This is a genomic window from Cytobacillus sp. NJ13 (assembly GCA_030348385.1).
Taxonomy (GTDB): Bacteria; Bacillota; Bacilli; order Bacillales; family Cytobacillaceae; genus Cytobacillus.
This window is the reverse complement of sequence record JAUCFP010000006.1, coordinates 771,818-790,721: the sequence shown is the minus strand read 5'-3', so window position 1 is coordinate 790,721 and position 18,904 is coordinate 771,818. Positions and strand designations below refer to the sequence as shown.

Here is an 18,904-nt window from a genome sequence, read left to right as displayed (position 1 = left end):
AAGATAATTAAGTATTTAAGAGACAGCTGCCTGGCATATTCACCTATTATTAATAGATAAGGAGAGGGTCACATGCTGGAAGGGGAAATTATTAAATTCTACCGGGAAAAGTCTGGTCTTACACAAGCTATGTTAGGTGAAGGGATATGTACTCCTACCCATGTAAGCAAGATTGAAAGAGGGAAAACAGCCTATTCACCGGAAATCATTTCGCTTTTCTCTGCCGTATTAAATATTGACATTCAAAAGGAGATTGAATACTTCCGGGATCTGGACAAGCGCCTGCAGGAATGGCATAAAGCTATCATCATGTATAGAACAGCCAAGGCTGATGAACTCAAAAATGAACTGGAAAGCTCGCCTTTTATTCAAGCTTCTAAATATGCAGCCCACTATCTGCTATTAAAGGCAAGATATCATTTGCTGCACCAGGATTTAGAGGAAGCATCCCGGATTATTAAGCAAATAAGCAATGAGTTTCCTAACCTCCCCCTTTTTGAGAGAAATTTATTTTACCATGTTCAAGGGATGTATTATATTAATCAAGCAATAAAACCTGATAGCCCGGATCAGCAAACAGCACTTCAAGTCTTAAAAAATATCGATATAAATGAATATGGCAATGAAGAATACTTTTATCACCTGGCAATTGCCTATCATTATATTGATTCAAAAATCATGGCTTACATGTTTGCGGAAAAATCATTACAGCATTTCAAAAACACGAACAACTACACGATGGCGATAAAAGCTGAATCCATTATCCTCCTGCAGATCAGCAGTGATATCTTAACCGACATGGATAAACTGGCAGAACGTTATCATCATTTAATCTGGGACTGTGAACGAATTGGATTTCATGACTATAAAGGGCTCCTCTACAATAATTTAGGATTTGAGTATTTTAATAGGGAACAATATGCTAAGGCAAAGGATTGCTATACACAGGCCTTGCGTTTAGCTGACATGAATACAATCATTTATCTTCAGCGGTTATATTCTTACCTTAATTGCTGTATTGAAGGCAAATTATCCGGCAAAACAGCTCTACTTAAAAAAGCATGCGAAGGGATCCAGGTTTCAAAGGAATTAAAAAGCACTTTATACTTATCATTATTTAAACTTTCCAGGTATCAGCTTGAAAATCAGCCTGAGAAGTATTTTAAGTATTTGGAAGAAAAAGCTTTTCCTGAATTTGTTAAAATTAAGCATATGATTCTCATGCGCAGGTATGGAAAAAAACTTTATGAATATTACATTGAGACAGGAAAACATGAAAAAGCCATTCATCTGAACAGGCAGCTAGAAGGCAAAGAATTAATTAAAGTGTAAAAAATCCCTTGAATCTTCCTTCAAGGGATTTTTTTGTCCGCCTATATTATTTTACTGTTCCTTCAGCCTGTTCTGCATTGAATTTCCATTCTACCTGCAGCGCATCTCCCTGGAATTCGTTTTGGTCCTCTCCGTTATCCACAAATTCGAACAGCGCTATTATTTTATCGGTTTCCCCAGGTTTCAGGCCATCCGGTACTGTTCCCCCTCCTACAAAGTTATCAATGGCTGTTAAATCCGGAGTTTGTGATTGCAGTTCATGCAAAGTCGTCTCTGCAACCTGGACGGTTGCGTTAGCCTGATTATATAGGATCGTGACTTTAATATGCTTGCCGAAATCATCTGCATTTGCAGCCCCATTTAATTTTGCATCTTCCACCTGATAATTTGTATGCAGCAAGATCTTGGAGATATCAAGAGTGCCGCTATTTGTGATGGTAAATTCACGTGAAACTTCATCACCTGGCTTTAAATCGCCAATATTGACGATTGTTTCAGGGTTTACCGCCAAATCCAGGGTACCTGCTGCAAATGTGTTATTCGTAACCTCCGTATCGCTGAAGTAAGCGTATGTACCCCCACCCATTAATGAAAAACCTAAAGCAGCTGTCAAAAGTCCTTTACTTACCTTTTTTGCAAATCCCATGTGTTACTTCCTCCTTTAAATACTATTAATTTATTTAACTCTTATTTACCTGTGGCAGATAAGAGGCATAACCGAAGTATTAAGCGTTTTTAGTTTCGTATTCTTTAAGAGCCAGAAAGATAGTCCTCCCTGCAGATAGCAGCAGGAGCAGTCCCGGGATAAACAGCAGGAGTGCGGCTCCTTCCTTGGATGCTGCATACTCAGCAGCATAGCCTGCATATGGAATGGTAAAACCCGCATATTTACCGGTTATATTTTCAGGCTGCACATATTCCATATCCGGAGCGTCATTATTGTCGCCTTTCGTTTGATATAAAATCCCGGTTTTCGCTTTCTTTACTTCGACAATTCTATGGGTAATTAATTTGTCTCCTGATTTAAAGGTAATAATATCTTCCGTTTTTAAATTTTCTTTACTGTCCAGCTCTTTCACCAGTATGATGGATCCTGTCATGAAGGCCGGTTCCATCGATCCCGATAAAACAGCTTTTGCCTGATACCCTGCAAGGGACGGTTCTCCTCCGGATGCTTTTGAGGATATCACCCAAATAGCAAGCAGGCAGAGGAGCATCAATCCTGCTGCACTGATACATTTACTCAGTATTTTCAGGACTTTCTTCATTGGCTATTTCCTCCTCTTCATTCTTCTGTGTTTGATCGCTGATCACAGAATGTTCCTCCATAAGGTTCGCTTGTTCTTCATTTGTCTCTTCTTGGTCAATCTTTTGCTTCGGTATTTCTATTTTTCCTTCTTCATCCAACTTGTTTGTTTTAAGGCCTTCGCCTTGCTGCTCTATCTTCAGCTCCTGCAATTTTTGATTAAAAAGCTGTTCCAGCTCCTGAAGATAAAGAGAATCATTTATTCTCATAAGGAGCTTGTCTACTTTTAGAAAACCTTCACTTACAAACTCATATCCTTCTTTTTTTTCTGCTTGCCGGTCCAGTTTTTCCAGTTCAGCTCTTATTCTATGAAGTTCCTCCAAGCTGGCTATTATCTGTTCTTTTTTTCTCAAAAATTCAGAGGGCGGATCTGCGGTCCCATTTAAGAGCCCGTTCTTAACAGATGTTTCTAAACCCGCCTGCTCTTTTACTATTTGTTCACTGCTTATCCTCGCTTTCTCTTCAAGCCCGTGAATATATGACGGGAAGACAAAAGCAGTGGAGATTATAATTGGCTTTGCCTCTGCCTGGCTTGTAAAGGCAGCTTCTGTTTTCCCGACAAGCTGAGTGCCCGTATAAAAACTCAGGCAGCAAAGACATGGCAACAAGAGTTTATTCAATCCCTTCTTCATCCCCCGCTCTCCTCTCGAAAAGGTGTCTGTGGAACAAGCATACGAGAGGTCATATGCAAAGTAAATTGGGTTATTTTGCGGCATTCCAAGGCAAAATACAGGCTATTTTGATTTCCGAATTCATAAAAGACAGTCATTTCGCTGATCCCAATAACCCAATTGACCATTTGTGGAATTTTCAGAATAATGAACTTTGAAATACCAATCCAAACTAAGAGGTGATCCGTTTGAAAAAAAATCAGCTGAAAAAGAAAGTCCTCCCTGCAGTTCTGGCAGCTTCGTTTGCCATCTCAGGACTATCACTGCCCGCCAAAAATGTGCTGGCAAATGAAGAAATCGTTAAGTATCATCAGGAATTAAAGACGCCTTCCTACATAATTGGGAACTGGCAAGCTCCGGAAGGACTGAGCAAGGAAGAAGCCGTATATGCATTCCTTCAATCAAAGGCAAACGTATTCAAAAATGCGGGCTACGAGGCCAAGGATCAATTTAAAATCATTGATCAATTTAATGACAAGGAAACAAACTCACACCATTTCAGAACTGTAGAGCAATACAATGGAATTCCTGTATATGGATCACAGCAGACTATTGCTTTGGATGACAAAAACAATGTGACAGCATTCTTCGGCAAGGTTACTCCAAATTTAGCGCGTTCTATTATTCCTACAGATGCGAAACTGGGCGAAGATGAAGCATTGGAAAAGGTAAAGGAAAGCATTAAAGATAAAATCGGAGAAGTGAAGAGTTTTGATGGTATAGAAGGAGAACTTGTTATTTATCCGCATAATGGGCAAAAGCATCTGGCTTATTATGTAAAAGCTTCCACCTCAGCGCCGGTACCGGGGTATTGGCATTATTTTGTAGATGCTGCAACTGGAAACTTCATTCATAGCTATAATGCCATCGCGGAACTGACACCATCTTTGCCTGAACAACCAGATGCACAGCAGACTGCTTCTTCCCAGCCTGCACCGAAAGCACTGCCGACTGTTTCAGAACCTGTTCAAGCAAGAGGAATGGATATTTTCGGGACACTTCAATCATTCCAGGCGGTTAAAGACCCGGAAACAGGAACTCACTATTTATTCGATGGGACAAGATCTGAAGGTGTCCATACATTTAAAGCGAACCGCATGCCTGAAAACGCGTTTATAATCCTTTCAGGTCTGCTTGGAATGACGGGGTTCGAGGTGGAAAGCAGAAACAACTTCTTCTATGATCCTTCTGCGGTGTCTGCCCATGTGAACGCAGGAAAAGTTTATGATTATTATAAAAAGGTTCATGGCCGGGATTCCCTTGATGGTGATGGGATGAAATTAGTTTCAACTGTCCATATCGGTTCGAAGTGGAACAATGCTGCATGGAATGGGAAGCAGATGCTATACGGTGATGGTGACGGGACTCGCATGATTTCCCTCTCTGGCGGTCTTGATGTGATCGGGCATGAAATGACACATGGAGTGATCACCAATACAGCTGATTTAATTTATGAAAATGAATCCGGTGCAATCAATGAATCCATTGCAGATATTTTAGGGGCTTTCGCTGAAAATAAAACAGGCGAAGATCTTTGGTTATTAGGTGAAGATATTTGGACGCCAAATACACCAGGTGACGGTCTTCGTTCGATGAGTGACCCGGCTTCTGTCTATATTGGCGGCTATACAGAATCAGGCTACTACCCTGATCACTACAGCCAACGTTATATAGGAGATCTTGATAAAGGCGGTGTCCATATCAACAGCAGCATCAACAACAAAGCTGCCCACCTGATCACAGATGGAGGCACTCATTACGGTGTTTCGGTTACCGGCATTGGAAAAACAAAAGCCGAGAAGATCTTCTACAGAGCACTTACCCATTACCTGACAGCAAGCTCCGACTTCAGCCAAATGCGCCAGGCAGCCATCCAGGCAGCAAGAGACCTGCATCCAGATCGAAACGGACAGCCTTCAGCTGAGGTAAACGCAGTCATGGCAGCATATGATGCTGTTGGTGTTCAGTAAAATTATCTTCTAAAATAAAGAGAAACTCGCCACATATTTATTTAGTGTGGCGAGTTTTTTAATATAACTTTGCCTTCCTCATAGCTGAAAGGATGCCTAAAATTACGGTGATGATATGGGTTAAGAAAAAGGTGTAAACATTAAAATAAAGACTATTTGTGTATTGATTGAACAAGCCAAAACGATAAATTCTTGATTCTGGGTTATCGGGTGTTCCTCCAAGAGCAATGATCAGCTCTCTTGTGTAATCATGAATTGCAATAATCAGCAAAACACAGCAGGCAAGTGAAAAAAGTAAAATTCCTATAGTCATTTTATTATTTTTTACAAACTTTGCTTTTGCCAGCTTATAAGTAAAGATCCAACTCGAAATAAAGACAGGTGTAAAAAGAAAGATTATGAGAATGCCTAAATTTCCATTGCCGGAAATCACATTCGGGTCTACCGTAAATAGATGTTCTATAAGGTAAAAACCTGAAAATGAAAACAGGAAGGATAAAATCCAATGGATAAGTTTTTTACTCAAGAGCAGACACCCTTTTCGTGATTTGCTTTCTGCCGTATTTCAATTAATGTCAAGGCAGCTTAATACTAATTAACACTATTTTAATAGCCCTGCCTTTTGGGTTCATGCTGACTTACTAACTCACACTCTCAACCAGCAGGTAAATCCCTGTAAAAATCAATATAATGTATGTAAAGACCTTGAAAAAACGCTGATTGATTTTAACAAATAAAATTTGTCCCAGGTATAGACCCAGCAGCACCAGCGGCAAAGCATTCAAGCTTGAAAGCCAAATCGTCTTATTGGTCCCAGCAAAGATAATCTGAAATAACAGACTGGCCGAGTAGATAAACAAGTAGAAAGCCAAGGTGGTTCCCCTAAGCCGCTCTTTTTGAGTATCAGTTCCTGAAAAATACAACAGGAGCGGCGGGCCGGGCATGCCAATGCTTGTTGTCATTATTCCTGACAATCCGCCCGCTGAATAATCCCTCCGGCTTGTTTCTTTCACACGGAAATTCGCCATCAAAAGGATCGTTAAAAGCAAAATAATTAAGCTGACAGCTAACTTCAGCCTGGAGATGTCCAAAAATAAAAAAATGGCAATACCGATAGGCAGCCCGGCTGCACTTCCAATGGCAAACCTTTTCAAAACTCCAAAGTCTGTATCCTTCCTGATTTTTGAAAATAATGCAGCAGAAATAATTAAAGATAAAATCAAATTAATTTGAATGGCTTCTCTAGGTTCAAAAAGAAGCAGCAAAAATGGTGTTGCCAGGATTGAGAAGCCAAAACCCGTGCTTGTCTGTAAAATGGATGCAATTAAAATAATTAGGATGAAAAGAAAGATTTCCATGCACAAAACCTGCTTTTTACCCTATTTTAACACAGCACGGAAACAATCTGGCACACCTTGAGCTTTTCCTATACAATAATGGAAGGAATATGCAAAAGTGTGGTGAGTTGATTGTTTAAAGTGCTTTTAATTGAGGACGATGCCTCCCTTTTTTCTGAAATCAAAGATCGACTCTCCCAGTGGTCTTATGAAGTTTATGGAATTCAGGACTTCAGTGGAGTCATGAAAGAGTTTGCTGGCATTCAGCCTGATTTGGTCATTATCGATATCCAGCTTCCGAAGTTCGACGGGTTTCATTGGTGCCGGATGATTCGTTCACATTCCAATGTGCCGATTATTTTCCTGTCATCCCGGGATCATCCAACAGATATGGTCATGTCCATGCAGCTTGGCGCTGACGATTTTGTCCAAAAGCCCTTCCACTTCGAAGTCCTGATTGCCAAAATACAGGCAATCCTCAGACGTGTCTATAACTATAGTTCAGTTCAGAATAACCTCAAGACCTGGTGCGGTGCGGCGGTTGATTTCGAAAAGAATACCGTTACAAATGAGATTGGGTGCATAGATTTAACGAAAAATGAAATTTACATATTAAGGCTTCTGATAGAAAGAAAAAATCAAATTGTCAGCAGGGATGATATCATTAATAGCCTATGGGATGACAAACGATTCATTAGTGACAATACTCTTACGGTCAATATTAATAGACTAAGGAAGAAGCTTGATGAAATCGGGCTTGGTGTCAGGATCGAAACAAAAGTCGGCCAGGGATATATGGCAATTGAAGAGGATGCCTCACATGTTTAGGAAATATATCAGGGAACGGTTAAGCTGGATCCTGCTGTTCGGTTTCCTTCAGGTGCTTGCTGCCTTTGTAGTATATATGGATTCGGCCATATCCCTTAAGCCCTTCCTTTATTACACCTTTTTATCTGCAATCATTTTCACTGGGTTCATCTTTCTCCGATATCAAAAAGAAACACGATTTTACAGAGAAGTAGCCGAGCGGGAAGATAATTTAGATTTATCGAGCATACCGGAGTCTGAAAGCCCATTTGAAAAAATAGTGGAGTCTGGGCTGGTTAGCCAAACCGAACGGTTTAAAAAGGAGTTCACCCAGAACTGGACACTTCTCGAGCAGGAAAAAGATGAACTGCTGTCCTGGATTCATGAAGTAAAAACACCCCTGACTGCCATGCATCTCATGATTGACCGGATTGGGGATCAGAACCTTAAATCCGCCCTTACTTATGAATGGCTTCGCATCCACCTTCTTCTTGATCAGCAGCTGCATCAAAAAAGGATTCCTTCTATGGAAAATGACTTGTATATTGACATGATTAATCTTGAAGACATCCTATTCAGTGAAATCAAATCTCTGCAGTCCTGGTGCATGCAAAAAGGCATTGGCTTTGAAATTGAATTGGAAGAAACAGAAGCTCTGAGCGACGCGAAATGGTTCAGTTTTATCATTCGCCAGCTTTTAACCAATGCTGTGAAGTATAGTGAGGAATCAGATATTATTATTTCGAGTTCCCAGCATGACGGTAACATATCCTTGAGGATTCAGGATTTTGGCAGAGGCATTGATCAGAGGGATTTGCCGCGAATCTTTGAGAAGGGGTTCACATCTACTGCCAATCACCATGAAAACGCAGCAACAGGCATGGGGTTATATTTAGCCAAAAAAGCAGCAGACCAGCTAAAAATAAAAATCCATGTGGAGTCTTGTTTAGGCAAAGGCACAATCATGACACTTGTCTTCCCAACAAGAAATGATTTCGTCAGCATAACAGGCATGTGACAAAAATGTCACATGCTTTTGCTGTTTGTTCGTTCAATCGAAGGATTTACATAAACGTAACCTTCTATAATCAAGCTATCAAAGAAAGGATGGTTACACATGTTTGTACTTGAAGCCAAAAAAATTCATAAAAGCTACGGCAATAAATTTAATAGGCAGGAAGTATTAAAAGGAATTGATTTAAAAATTGAAACGGGTGAATTTGTAAGCATTATGGGCGCTTCAGGTTCCGGGAAGACCACTCTTCTCAATGTACTCTCATCTATTGACAGTGTAAGCGGCGGAGAAATTAAAATTGAAGAAAAGGAAATGACAAGGCTGAAGGAAAAGCAGCTAGCCCAGTTCCGCAAGAAGCATCTTGGGTTTATTTTTCAGGAATATAATCTCCTGGATACATTGACAGTGAAGGAAAATATTCTTCTCCCACTTTCCATCAGCAAAACACCAAAAAAAGAGGCAGATGAAAAGTTTGCAGCGGTTGCGGGTGAGCTGGGTATATTCGAGTTAAAGGATAAATACCCTAATGAGATTTCCGGCGGGCAAAAGCAGCGGACTTCTGCAGCTCGTGCTTTCATTCATGAACCAAGCATCATTTTCGCGGATGAGCCGACGGGTGCGCTGGATTCGAAATCAGCATCAGACTTATTAAATAAGTTAAGTGATTTAAATGAGAAAAGGAAAGCAACGATCATCATGGTCACCCATGATCCTGTGGCGGCCAGCTTCTGCAGCCGGGTTATTTTCATCAAGGATGGTCAAATTTATACTCAGCTGAATAAGGGTGATCAATCAAGACAGGCTTTTTTCAAGGATATTATGAAAACACAAGGCGTTTTGGGCGGTGTGCAGCATGAGCATTAATGCTATCATCCTCCGCAATCTGAAAAAGAATCTGAAAAATTATTATCTCTATGTGTTCGCTCTCATTTTCAGTGTTGCGCTCTATTTCGCCTTTGTCACCCTCCAATATGATCCATCGATGTCTGAAGCAAAAGGCTCGATTAAGGGTGCAGCAGCAATCAAAACCGCTTCTATCCTGCTCGTGGCGATCGTTTCCATCTTTCTTCTGTACGCCAACACTATTTTTATCAAAAGGCGAAGCAAAGAAATCGGGCTTTTTCAGCTGATTGGAATGACAAAAAATGAAATTTTCAGGCTGCTTAGCCTGGAAAATCTTATACTGTACTTTGGGTCCTTAATCATTGGAATCTTTATCGGCTTTTCAGTTTCGAAATTAATACTGATGATCCTTTTTAAATTGACAGGTGTTGAAGGCATTGCTTCATTGCATTTTTCAAGTGAGGCGCTTTTGCAGACAGTCATCGTCTTTACGGTTATTTATGTTTTCATCATGCTGATGAACTTTGTTTTTATCAAAAGGCAAACCATTCTATCTTTATTCAGAGTGGTTTCGGTTGCAGAAGGAAAAGTCAAAAAGCTGTCCATATTGGAAATGATATTAGGCGTGCTTGGTTTAGCCCTGATCATTGCCGGCTATTATATCTCTTCCCTTTTATTTGGCGGGGATTTCACATCCATGAACGAGCTGTTCCTCGCGATGGTGGTCATCCTTGCCTCCGTTATCATTGGAACCTATCTTTTCTACAAAGGATCGGTCAGCTTTATCGCCAGCCTGATCCGCAAAAGGAAAGATGGATACCTGAATGTAAACGAAGTGCTTTCATTATCCTCCATCATGTTCCGCATGAAGTCGAGTGCACTGCTTTTAACAATTATTACAACTGTGTCCGCCCTTGCGATCGGGCTGCTGTCATTAAGCTATATTTCTTACTACTCAGCGGAAAAATCGGCCCAGGATAGCCTGCCCTCCCACTTTTCGTTCACTGACAAGGAAGATGCAGGGAAGTTTACTGGGAGCCTTCATAAAGAGGGCTTAGAGTATAAGGAACAAAGCATTGAGGTATTGCAGGTGGATGCTGATATGGAGGACATCCTGGATGTCAATCTGGAAGAAATGAATTTTGATTCGCCAACCATGCTTTTGCCGGTTGTAAGCGAAAAGTCCATAGCTGGCATGGAACTTTCCCCTAAAGAAACCGTGCTGACTGGATATAATGATGCACTGCAGAAGTTCATGACGCTGAAGGAATCAGGAAAGCTTGAGTTTAAGGGAAAAACAAATACCATTAAACAAAATTATTTAGGGCTAAATAAAGACTTTGTCATCCCGTTTTATTTTACAGCAGGCGGGCTGCCGGTGGCCATTGTGGATGAGCAGGTGTATGAAGAGCTGAAAGCTGACCTTAATCCTGAGATCCAGCTGGAGGATTCGCTTTTCATCGGAGTGGATATGAAGAATGACAGCGATATTGAAAAAGCCAATACACTCTTCAAAGAGATGGAGTTCAGCGGCAGAGCCGATTCCCAGCAAGAGATGAGCACAAGGCAAAAAATGAACATGGGACTGATCATGTTTATTGTCGGTTTTCTCGGCTTAACCTTCCTGGTCACTTCGGGCTGCATTCTATATTTTAAACAAATGGATCAGAGTGAGGATGAAAAACCAAACTATACAATCCTGCGGAAACTTGGCTTTACACAGGGAGACCTGCTGCGAGGAATTCAATCCAAAATGGCTTTCAACTTTGGAATTCCGCTTATCGTCGGCCTCCTGCACAGCTACTTTGCCGTAAAATCCGGCTGGTTCTTCTTCGGAAGCGAGCTTTGGATGCCGATGATCCTGGTTATGGTGCTTTACACGGTGCTTTATTCGATTTTCGGAATATTGTCTGTGATCTATTCGAAAAAAGTGATAAAAGATGCACTATAAAATGAAAAAACCGTTCAGGTATGCTGGCCTGAGCGGTTTTTTCTGCAGTTTTCCAGAGCTTGTTTGCAAGTTTTCTAAGTTTATTTGCAAATTTCTGGATTTGTTTGCATTTTCTTCGCATTTATTTGCAAATTGTCTCTTTAGGTTCATACTTTTTAATACTTTTCATTAGCTGTGATTCAACAATTAACTTATCCAGTTCCCGGCTTAATTTCAAGGCCTTTTCATCAGTTAGTCCCCTTTAATAAATGCAATCAATCATAGCTTGCCTGGTCTGTTCAATTGCCTTAACCAATTCCATTTCTTTATCCTTCCAGCAGCGGAATTCGGGATATATATTTTTTAACCAGCTCGGGGTTATGCTGTTCTGCTCCGTCTACATTGCCGCTTTTAAAGATAGGTGGTTCGAACCCGTTTTCAATCATCATTTCCACTGCTTCCGCCATCAGGCTGTTTACAATCGCAAACCCAATAATAGATGAGGCGGAGCCAAAACGGATGCCCAATGCTGAATGCTCCATTAATGCGTCCCCTGGTTCTATATGATTGTCGATCGCCAAATCCACAGATGAATAAAGATATTTTCCGTCTTTGTGCCGGGAGGATTGTGTATTCGCATAACGCGGGGATGTGATCCCAATAACGAATGCTCCACTCACTTTTGAGATTTCAGCTACATCGATCGGGACTGGATTTCGTCCTGATGTTGATGCTACAATGACGACATCACCAGGCAGGATATCAGCATTCTCCATAAAGCTTCCCGCAAGATCATTTTGTTTTTCCATGAAAGAGGAACGGACTGCTCCTTTATGAAGCATTAAATCCTCTACAAAGATAGGCTTAATCGGGGCCAGCCCACCTGCCCGGTAAAACAGCTCTTCCCCGAGCATATGAGAGTGTCCGCATCCAAATACATGAATAATCCCATTGTTTTGAATACACTCAGCCAAAGCACGGGCGGCATTTTTCAATTTATGACTCTCTTCTTTTTCCACAAGGGTCAATAATTCTTTTACTTCATTCAAATATTTCGCAAGCATTGCTACTACCCCATTTATACCGAGACTTTTGATGCGCTTAGAGCCGCTTCGTCGGCAATCACTTTCACGTTTGGATGATTTTTTAAGATAGATGCCGGGAAATGTTCATTAACACCATTTCCAAGAAGCCTTTGAATGGCATCCGCTTTTGCTTCACCTGAAGCGAGAAGAAGGATCTCCCTGCTCTGCATGATCGTTGAGATTCCCATTGTAATGGCTTGGGTCGGCACCTCTTCGATCGTATTAAAAAACCTGGCATTGGCTTTAATAGTAGAATCTGCTAAATCAACAATATGAGTTTTAGATAAAAAAGACGTTCCAGGCTCATTGAAGCCAATATGTCCATTATTGCCGATCCCCAAAATTTGCAGATCTATGCCGCCATGGTTTTTCAGCTTACTTTCATAATTACGGCATTCTTCTCCCAAATCCTCAAGCGTACCATTGGGAACAAAAGTATTTCCCTTTTGGATGTCCAGAAGATTAAACAATACTGAATCCATAAAATAACGGTAGCTTTGCGGATTTTCCCCTGAAAGACCAATATATTCATCCAGATTAAAAGTTGTTACGTTTTTATATGATGTTTTGTTGTCCTGATGATCTTCAATCAACTTTTTATAGGTTCCCACAGGAGTGCTTCCGGTTGCCAATCCCAGTGTTGCTTCAGGAAGCTTTCGGACCTTCCTGATGATATAATCTGCTGCGGTTTTACTCATTTGTTCATAGCTGGTTACTTTAATAATCTCCATACTGAGTTTCCTCCTTGCTTAAAAAGCTGAATAAGAATATATTTGCACTTTTACATGCAAAATATAGTAATTAAATAAACCCATTTATATTAAATATCGTATCATCCTAAAGTATAGTTGTCTATACCAATTTCATTGTTAGAAAAGTCTTAATATAAGAAAGAAAATCCTGCACTTTAGAATTTTTTCTTTTAAAATGGTATAGACAACTATATTTATATTTTGGTATGATTACGACAGTTTAGTAAAACGCTTTCTTATTCATTATTTTTTATTAAGGAGAGATCAATATGTTAGGATTCTTACAAAGAATTGGTAAGGCATTAATGCTTCCGATTGCCGTCTTGCCTGCCGCCGGTCTTCTGCTCCGCTTTGGACAAGATGATTTATTGGGCATTCCGTTTATCGCAAATGCCGGCAATGCCATTTTCGCCAACCTGGCACTTATTTTTGCCATCGGGGTTGCGATGGGATTCGCAAAAGACAGTAATGGTGCAGCTGCCCTTTCAGGCGCCATCGGTTTTCTTGTATTAACCGAAGGGGCAATTGCCATCGATGAAAATATTAATATGGGAGTACTGGGCGGTATTATTGCCGGTATTATTGCTGGATTATTATATAACCGCTTCCATGATATCAAACTTCCGGATTGGCTCGGATTCTTCAGCGGCCGCCGCTTCGTTCCGATTATTACTTCAGTAACGATGATTCTGCTGGCTGCCATCGCAGGTTTTGCCTGGCCTCCAATTCAGGGCGCAATCGATTCATTGGGCAACTGGATTATTGGTCTTGGCGCTTTGGGATCAGGACTATTTGGATTCTTAAACCGCCTGCTTATTCCATTAGGACTTCATCACGTATTGAATAGTTTATTCTGGTTCCAGTTCGGCGAATTTGAAGGAGTTAATGGAGATATTGCCCGCTTCTTTGCCGGAGACCCGTCAGCAGGCGCTTACATGACTGGATTCTTCCCTGTTATGATGTTCGGTCTTCCAGCTGCTGCATTTGCAATCATTGCAACAGCTAAGCCTGAAAAAAGAAAAGCGGTATCAGGAATGTTCATCGGTCTTGCACTAACTTCATTCCTGACTGGTATTACGGAGCCAATCGAGTTCTCATTTATGTTTATTGCACCGCTCCTATATGGAGTGCACGCAATCTTAACCGGAGTTTCCATGTGGGTTACCTCTCTATTGGGCATCCGCGATGGCTTCACATTCTCAGCAGGCGCACTCGATTTTGCGCTGAACTTTAATATCGCTGAAAAGCCGCTGCTGCTTTTGGGAATTGGCGTCATTTACGCTATTCTTTACTTCGTTATCTTCTATGCCTTAATAAAAGCGTTTGACCTGAAAACGCCTGGACGTGAAGATGAAACAGACACAGTTGAAGAAGAAGAGGCACCTGCTAGTCAGGGCAATAATAAGTATGAAGTTATGGCCAGCCATTTTATCAAAGATATTGGCGGAGCTGACAACATCACTTCCATTGATAACTGTGCAACACGCCTTCGCTTAAATATTGCTGATATGGAAAAGGTTAAGGAAAGTGCTCTGAAGGCACATGGTGCAAAAGGAATCATGAAATTAAGCAAGACAAACCTTCAGATCATTGTTGGAACAGATGTGGAGTTTGTAGCAGATGAAATGAAGAAAATAAAGAAGTAAAGACTAAAAAACAGTGTCCTCTACCGGGCACTGTTTTTCTTATAGAAGATTTATTTCAGGTGGAAGGTTTGTGGAGCACAGTATTTCCAGCTCTTTTAAACGCTTTAAATTATAAGATGACCCTTCCATTAGCAATTGATCTGCGAATGCCGGATGGCACATGACTTCCACTGTTTCCCCGTCCTCCGCCTTTTCTGCCAGCATGCTGAAATAATCTTCCTGAATGCCATCTCCGTAAAAATCGAATAAGCATCTGTTAGAATAGCTTTTGACCCCTTCAAGCGGAAAGTCGCCATTGACTCTGAAAGGGAGATCGTATTTATTGGACAGGTTTTGAACCACTGGGAGAAGCTCTTCGCGTGTATGAACGTGATGATGGCTATCCAAATGGGAAGGCGCAAGACCAGCCCTGAGAAAACGGTCAATTTGTGCAGACCACTCAAGCTCGAGCTCTTCTGCGGATATTCCCTCCAAATCTGCCTGTGTTCTGAAGTATCCATCTTTATTCGTTAAGGTTCTTAAATGGGATAATAACGGCTTCCCGCATGTCAGAACTAAATGAACGCCAGTTCGTAAACCCGGGTATTGTCTGGCCATTGCCAGGGCCTGCCCAGTTCCGGGCATGTTCATCATCATGGTGGCGGAATTGACAATTCCAAATAGGTGGCTGTGCAAAATTCCATAGTTAACTCCGGGACTATAGCCGAAATCATCAGCATTGACGATGAGTTTGATCATAATTATTTTCCTCCGGTTGCATAGCTGCAAGGCAGCATGAAATGGCTGCCCTGCAAGTTTTATTGAAATTGCGGCAAATAGGTACGATGAGCTTCGAGCATTTCATCAAGTATCTTTTTAGCTATTTTATCGGAATCCACCAGCGGATTGATTGTCATCGCTAGAAGAGCAGTATTGTAATCACCAGTCAGGGCCGCTTCTATGGTCACTCTTTCAAAGGATTTAATAGTTTGAACCAGTCCTCTGACTGCAACTGGGAGTTCACCGACCGCTATCGGCTTCGGTCCATCCTTCGTAATTACGCAGCTGACTTCCACGGCTGAATCAGACGGAAGGCCTGCAATGGCACCATTATTACGGGTATTAACCGGCTGTATATCCCTTTTATCAGTATATATCGAATGAATCAGCCTGCATGCTGCATCACTATAGTAAGCCCCTCCCCTTTTTTCAAGCTGCGGAGGCTTTTCAGCAAGATCTGGATTCTGATATAACTGGAACAGCTCTTCCTCCAGCTTTTTAACCACTTCAGCCCGAGTCCCGCCTTCAGAAGCTGCCTTGACTTCTTCTTCCACCATTTCACGTGTTTTATAGTAATAATTATGGTAAGGACAAGGAAGCACATTCAATGCCTGCAGAAATTCCGGTTCCCACCCCATCGCATGGATGTTTTTCATCGTGATCGAATGTTCTTTGTACATAAGCTTTTTCAGAAGCTCTTCCTTGACGCTCACTCCATCGACATAGACGTCGAGCCCGTAAACGAGGTGGTTGAGTCCCGCAAAGTCAATTCTTACTCTGCTGTGATCCACATTCATTAACTGGGCTGCCCCCATCTCCATCCCAATCGGCACATTGCATAAACCAACCACTTTTTTGATATTGCTGTTTCGCAGGACTGCTTCTGTAATCATTCCTGCCGGATTGGTAAAATTGATCAGCCATGCATTGGGGCACAATTCTTCCATTTCACGGCAGATCTCCATAATGACTGGAATCGTTCTGAGTGCCTTGAAAAATCCTCCCGGGCCATTGGTTTCCTGGCCCAGCACTCCATATTTCAAAGGAATTCTCTCGTCTTTTGCTCTTGCATCCAAAAGCCCGACACGGAATTGGGTTGTAACAAAATCGGCATTCTTAAGCGCTTTTTTCCTATCTAAAGTTAGCTGAATCTGTATGGGAACCCCGGCTTTTTCAACCATCCGCTTCGCTAATTGGCCGACAATCTCAAGCTTATTTCTTCCTTCCTCCACATCCACAAGCCAAATTTCCCTGACAGGCAATTCCTGATGTCTATTGATGAAGCCTTCAATCAATTCAGGTGTATAGCTTGAACCTCCGCCTATTACGGCTATTTTTATACTATCTGGTTGCTGTGCCATTCGTTTACCTCTCTTAGTCAAGTTTCTTGTATAAGTCGATAAATTCCTGTGCCATGTCTTTGACAGTCAGTGCATTCATCAAATGATCCTGGGCATGGACAAGAATGATGGGCAGATCGAATTGAGTCCCGGAAGCCTCCCCCTGAATTAACTCAGTTTGATGTCTGTGTGCCAGGACAAACTCCTCCTCGGCTTCCCGGATTTTTGCTTCCGCTGCTTCGAACTTTCCGGCCTTTGCTTTCTGGATGGATTCCATGGCGAGACTTCTGGCATTCCCGCTGTGCAAAATAAGCTGAAATGATATTTGATAAAGCTTTTCTTTATCCATTCATTAACCCGCCTAACCTTGAATTGATGGTGTTTGTTCTGGCTGCACCTGCTTCAGTTTCTTTTCATCCATTTTCCCTGTTACATATACGAATGGAAGATAAATGGAAATGGAAATCGCTAAATTCACAAGTGCCAGCACTGCACCGGAGATATGTCCCCCTGTAGCAAGATAGCCGCCAATTCCTGCAGGCGTCACCCAGGGAATGCTTGCCACAACGACCGGATATACAAGGCCCCATTTAATAGCCAGATACGCCACTACAGTCATAATGACCGGTGCTGAAATAAACGGTATTAGCCAGATTGGATTTAACACAATCGGAAGACCGAATAAAAGCGGTTCATTGATTTGGAAGATTCCTGGCGGCGTTCCCAATGCCAGCATTTGCTTGTGCCTCTTTCGTCCTGCAATAAACATGGCAATGATAAGGCCAAGCGTTGCTCCAGAGCCGCCGAGATATACGAAGGCATCCAGAAATGGACCTGCCAGAATGGCATATTTATCAAGATCTGCCACACCCTGAGCATACAAATCTGTATTTTTGGTTCCGAGAGATGTGAATAAAGGCGTTGTAACACCTCCTAGAATATTAGGCCCATGAAGGCCAACCGCCCAGAAGCCATGAACAAGAAAGACAATAAGGATCGCAAATAGCAGTGAATCCGCTGCATTTGTCAAAGGTGCGACAAGTGTTGCATTAAGCCAGTCATTCAAAAATTCCCCATTTGTCATTTTTCTGAACAGAAGGCCTGCCACTCCAAACAAGAAAATCGTCAGCATGCCCGGCACCAATTTGGCAAATGCCCCAGCAACGGCAGGAGGTACTCCATCCGGCAGTCTGATAATAAAGGCTTTTACCCTGGTCAAACGTATAAATAATTCTGTTGCAAGAAGGGCCACCACAATCCCTGTAAATAAAGCCGCAGCATTAAAGTATCCATAGCCAATGAACCCCCAGACGCCTTCCGTATCCGGCACCTGGCCAACCTGAGGGACTAAGAGGAAGAAGCAGGCTGCAGCAACCAGCATGGCCTCGAATCCATCATCCCCATAGGATTTGGCAAGTCTGTGGGATATGCCAAACACGGCGAATATGGTTAAAAAGGCAAACGTTCCCCACCAAATATCTCCGCCCAGTGTTTTCCAGGATTCGCCGAAAATGCTTTCCATGAGCCTCCCGTATGGCTTAATGATTTCCCCCAAATTATTAAATAGAACAGCAAATGATCCTACCATCGTGATGGCAATCATCCCGATCAAGGCATCCCGGATAGCAAGCAAATGCCTGTTATTGCCGAATTTCATAGCATAAGGCATGATATATTTCTCAATAAACGTCATCATCACTATTCACCCTTTATTAATGAAATAGCTTGCTTTAATACTTCCTCTCCATTGCATAAGCCATAATGCATTGGGTTTATGGGAGCTACAGGGATCCTGCCGCCTGCCTCTTTCTTCAGCTGCTCGGTCATAAACCGAATCTGCGGTCCCAGCAGCAGTACATCTGCGGAATCAATATGGTTTCTAACCTCCCCGTTGCCAACAGCCCAGATTTTACAGTCGATCCCCTGGCTATCAGCACTTGCCTGCATTTTTGTCACTAGAAGACTCGTAGACATTCCAGCCGAACAGCATAACAAAATATTCATGATTGACCCCCTTTTCTCTGTAAGCGATTTCAAAAAAATAGAATGATTGCTTATCCTAATAGTACCATCAATAAAACAGATTATTCAGTCAATTTAAAAGAAAAATA

At 41.8% G+C, this 18,904-nt stretch carries 20 protein-coding genes; 7 read left to right on the top strand and 13 right to left on the bottom strand.

Translation table 11 applies throughout. The features are described 5' to 3' along the window. Nucleotides 1-72 precede the first annotated feature (72 nt). Nucleotides 73-1,332: a helix-turn-helix domain-containing protein gene (locus QUF73_03835; GenBank protein ID MDM5225331.1), complete on the top strand. Its 1,260-nt coding sequence runs from the start codon at nt 73-75 to the stop codon at nt 1,330-1,332. A 46-nt stretch (nt 1,333-1,378) separates the two neighbouring features. Here QUF73_03835 and QUF73_03830 read toward each other — a convergent pair whose 3' ends face one another. From QUF73_03830 to QUF73_03820, 3 genes are all read right to left on the bottom strand, one after another. Beyond that, complete coding sequence (locus QUF73_03830; protein ID MDM5225330.1) at nt 1,379-1,978, bottom strand: TasA family protein; 600 nt, start codon at nt 1,976-1,978, stop codon at nt 1,379-1,381. A 79-nt stretch (nt 1,979-2,057) separates the two neighbouring features. Then, nucleotides 2,058-2,600, bottom strand: a complete 543-nt coding sequence (locus tag QUF73_03825; protein MDM5225329.1) for a signal peptidase I — start codon at nt 2,598-2,600, stop codon at nt 2,058-2,060. Beyond that, nucleotides 2,572-3,270 carry a DUF4047 domain-containing protein gene (locus QUF73_03820; GenBank protein MDM5225328.1) on the bottom strand — a complete coding sequence of 233 codons (699 nt, stop codon included), beginning with the start codon at nt 3,268-3,270 and terminating at the stop codon, nt 2,572-2,574. Before QUF73_03820 ends, QUF73_03825 begins: the two co-directional genes overlap by 29 nt. A gap of 227 nt (nt 3,271-3,497) precedes the next feature. Here QUF73_03820 and QUF73_03815 point away from each other — a divergent pair, with 227 nt between their 5' ends. After that, complete coding sequence (locus QUF73_03815; GenBank protein MDM5225327.1) at nt 3,498-5,279, top strand: M4 family metallopeptidase; 1,782 nt, start codon at nt 3,498-3,500, stop codon at nt 5,277-5,279. A gap of 58 nt (nt 5,280-5,337) precedes the next feature. Here QUF73_03815 and QUF73_03810 read toward each other — a convergent pair whose 3' ends face one another. Further along, on the bottom strand, nt 5,338-5,805 hold the full coding sequence (locus QUF73_03810) for a hypothetical protein (protein MDM5225326.1): 468 nt from the start codon (nt 5,803-5,805) through the stop codon (nt 5,338-5,340). A 115-nt stretch (nt 5,806-5,920) separates the two neighbouring features. Further along, entirely contained in the window at nt 5,921-6,637 is a 717-nt protein-coding gene (locus QUF73_03805; protein ID MDM5225325.1) for a sulfite exporter TauE/SafE family protein, read from the bottom strand. A gap of 111 nt (nt 6,638-6,748) precedes the next feature. Between QUF73_03805 and QUF73_03800 the strand changes: the two genes are divergently transcribed. From QUF73_03800 to QUF73_03785, 4 genes are all read left to right on the top strand, one after another. Further along, the gene (locus QUF73_03800) at nt 6,749-7,444 is read left to right on the top strand and encodes a response regulator transcription factor (GenBank protein ID MDM5225324.1); all 696 of its coding nucleotides are present in this window, start codon (nt 6,749-6,751) and stop codon (nt 7,442-7,444) included. Further along, nucleotides 7,437-8,441: a sensor histidine kinase gene (locus QUF73_03795; GenBank protein MDM5225323.1), complete on the top strand. Its 1,005-nt coding sequence runs from the start codon at nt 7,437-7,439 to the stop codon at nt 8,439-8,441. Before QUF73_03800 ends, QUF73_03795 begins: the two co-directional genes overlap by 8 nt. Before the next feature lie 99 nt (nt 8,442-8,540). After that, nucleotides 8,541-9,302: an ABC transporter ATP-binding protein gene (locus QUF73_03790; protein MDM5225322.1), complete on the top strand. Its 762-nt coding sequence runs from the start codon at nt 8,541-8,543 to the stop codon at nt 9,300-9,302. Further along, nucleotides 9,292-11,232 carry an ABC transporter permease gene (locus QUF73_03785; protein ID MDM5225321.1) on the top strand — a complete coding sequence of 647 codons (1,941 nt, stop codon included), beginning with the start codon at nt 9,292-9,294 and terminating at the stop codon, nt 11,230-11,232. Before QUF73_03790 ends, QUF73_03785 begins: the two co-directional genes overlap by 11 nt. 121 nt (nt 11,233-11,353) lie before the next feature. On the opposite strand, the gene QUF73_03780 is transcribed toward QUF73_03785, so the two are convergent. The 3 genes from QUF73_03780 to nagB form a co-directional block, all read right to left on the bottom strand. Beyond that, complete coding sequence (locus tag QUF73_03780) at nt 11,354-11,449, bottom strand: hypothetical protein (protein ID MDM5225320.1); 96 nt, start codon at nt 11,447-11,449, stop codon at nt 11,354-11,356. A gap of 88 nt (nt 11,450-11,537) precedes the next feature. Next, nucleotides 11,538-12,275, bottom strand: a complete 738-nt coding sequence (locus tag QUF73_03775) for an SIS domain-containing protein (protein MDM5225319.1) — start codon at nt 12,273-12,275, stop codon at nt 11,538-11,540. A gap of 14 nt (nt 12,276-12,289) precedes the next feature. Further along, nucleotides 12,290-13,027: a glucosamine-6-phosphate deaminase gene (gene nagB / locus QUF73_03770; GenBank protein MDM5225318.1), complete on the bottom strand. Its 738-nt coding sequence runs from the start codon at nt 13,025-13,027 to the stop codon at nt 12,290-12,292. 290 nt (nt 13,028-13,317) lie between these two features. Between nagB and nagE the strand changes: the two genes are divergently transcribed. Further along, nucleotides 13,318-14,694, top strand: a complete 1,377-nt coding sequence (gene nagE, locus QUF73_03765; GenBank protein ID MDM5225317.1) for an N-acetylglucosamine-specific PTS transporter subunit IIBC — start codon at nt 13,318-13,320, stop codon at nt 14,692-14,694. A 39-nt stretch (nt 14,695-14,733) separates the two neighbouring features. On the opposite strand, the gene chbG is transcribed toward nagE, so the two are convergent. The 5 genes from chbG to QUF73_03740 are packed head-to-tail and all read right to left on the bottom strand — an operon-like array spanning nt 14,734 to nt 18,797. Next, the gene (gene chbG / locus QUF73_03760) at nt 14,734-15,432 is read right to left on the bottom strand and encodes a chitin disaccharide deacetylase (protein ID MDM5225316.1); all 699 of its coding nucleotides are present in this window, start codon (nt 15,430-15,432) and stop codon (nt 14,734-14,736) included. Between the two features lie 59 nt (nt 15,433-15,491). Continuing rightward, nucleotides 15,492-16,814: a 6-phospho-beta-glucosidase gene (locus QUF73_03755; GenBank protein ID MDM5225315.1), complete on the bottom strand. Its 1,323-nt coding sequence runs from the start codon at nt 16,812-16,814 to the stop codon at nt 15,492-15,494. A 13-nt stretch (nt 16,815-16,827) separates the two neighbouring features. Beyond that, nucleotides 16,828-17,142, bottom strand: a complete 315-nt coding sequence (locus QUF73_03750; GenBank protein MDM5225314.1) for a PTS lactose/cellobiose transporter subunit IIA — start codon at nt 17,140-17,142, stop codon at nt 16,828-16,830. A gap of 12 nt (nt 17,143-17,154) precedes the next feature. After that, nucleotides 17,155-18,489: a PTS transporter subunit EIIC gene (locus QUF73_03745; GenBank protein ID MDM5225313.1), complete on the bottom strand. Its 1,335-nt coding sequence runs from the start codon at nt 18,487-18,489 to the stop codon at nt 17,155-17,157. A 2-nt stretch (nt 18,490-18,491) separates the two neighbouring features. Next, nucleotides 18,492-18,797 carry a PTS sugar transporter subunit IIB gene (locus tag QUF73_03740; GenBank protein ID MDM5225312.1) on the bottom strand — a complete coding sequence of 102 codons (306 nt, stop codon included), beginning with the start codon at nt 18,795-18,797 and terminating at the stop codon, nt 18,492-18,494. Between the last annotated feature and the right edge of the window lie 107 nt (nt 18,798-18,904).

Bases quoted from the DNA above. Each gene is read 5' to 3' on its own strand.
- nagE (MDM5225317.1), top strand. From the start codon at position 13,318: ATGTTAGGATTCTTACAAAGAATTGGTAAGGCATTAATGCTTCCGATT.
- QUF73_03835 (MDM5225331.1), top strand. From the start codon at position 73: ATGCTGGAAGGGGAAATTATTAAATTCTACCGGGAAAAGTCTGGTCTT.
- QUF73_03745 (MDM5225313.1), bottom strand. From the start codon at position 18,489: ATGATGACGTTTATTGAGAAATATATCATGCCTTATGCTATGAAATTC.
- QUF73_03785 (MDM5225321.1), top strand. From the start codon at position 9,292: ATGAGCATTAATGCTATCATCCTCCGCAATCTGAAAAAGAATCTGAAA.
- QUF73_03790 (MDM5225322.1), top strand. From the start codon at position 8,541: ATGTTTGTACTTGAAGCCAAAAAAATTCATAAAAGCTACGGCAATAAA.
- nagB (MDM5225318.1), bottom strand. From the start codon at position 13,027: ATGGAGATTATTAAAGTAACCAGCTATGAACAAATGAGTAAAACCGCA.
- QUF73_03820 (MDM5225328.1), bottom strand. From the start codon at position 3,270: ATGAAGAAGGGATTGAATAAACTCTTGTTGCCATGTCTTTGCTGCCTG.
- chbG (MDM5225316.1), bottom strand. From the start codon at position 15,432: ATGATCAAACTCATCGTCAATGCTGATGATTTCGGCTATAGTCCCGGA.
- QUF73_03775 (MDM5225319.1), bottom strand. From the start codon at position 12,275: ATGCTTGCGAAATATTTGAATGAAGTAAAAGAATTATTGACCCTTGTG.
- QUF73_03750 (MDM5225314.1), bottom strand. From the start codon at position 17,142: ATGGATAAAGAAAAGCTTTATCAAATATCATTTCAGCTTATTTTGCAC.
- QUF73_03805 (MDM5225325.1), bottom strand. From the start codon at position 6,637: ATGGAAATCTTTCTTTTCATCCTAATTATTTTAATTGCATCCATTTTA.
- QUF73_03825 (MDM5225329.1), bottom strand. From the start codon at position 2,600: ATGAAGAAAGTCCTGAAAATACTGAGTAAATGTATCAGTGCAGCAGGA.
- QUF73_03755 (MDM5225315.1), bottom strand. From the start codon at position 16,814: ATGGCACAGCAACCAGATAGTATAAAAATAGCCGTAATAGGCGGAGGT.
- QUF73_03830 (MDM5225330.1), bottom strand. From the start codon at position 1,978: ATGGGATTTGCAAAAAAGGTAAGTAAAGGACTTTTGACAGCTGCTTTA.
- QUF73_03740 (MDM5225312.1), bottom strand. From the start codon at position 18,797: ATGAATATTTTGTTATGCTGTTCGGCTGGAATGTCTACGAGTCTTCTA.
- QUF73_03795 (MDM5225323.1), top strand. From the start codon at position 7,437: ATGTTTAGGAAATATATCAGGGAACGGTTAAGCTGGATCCTGCTGTTC.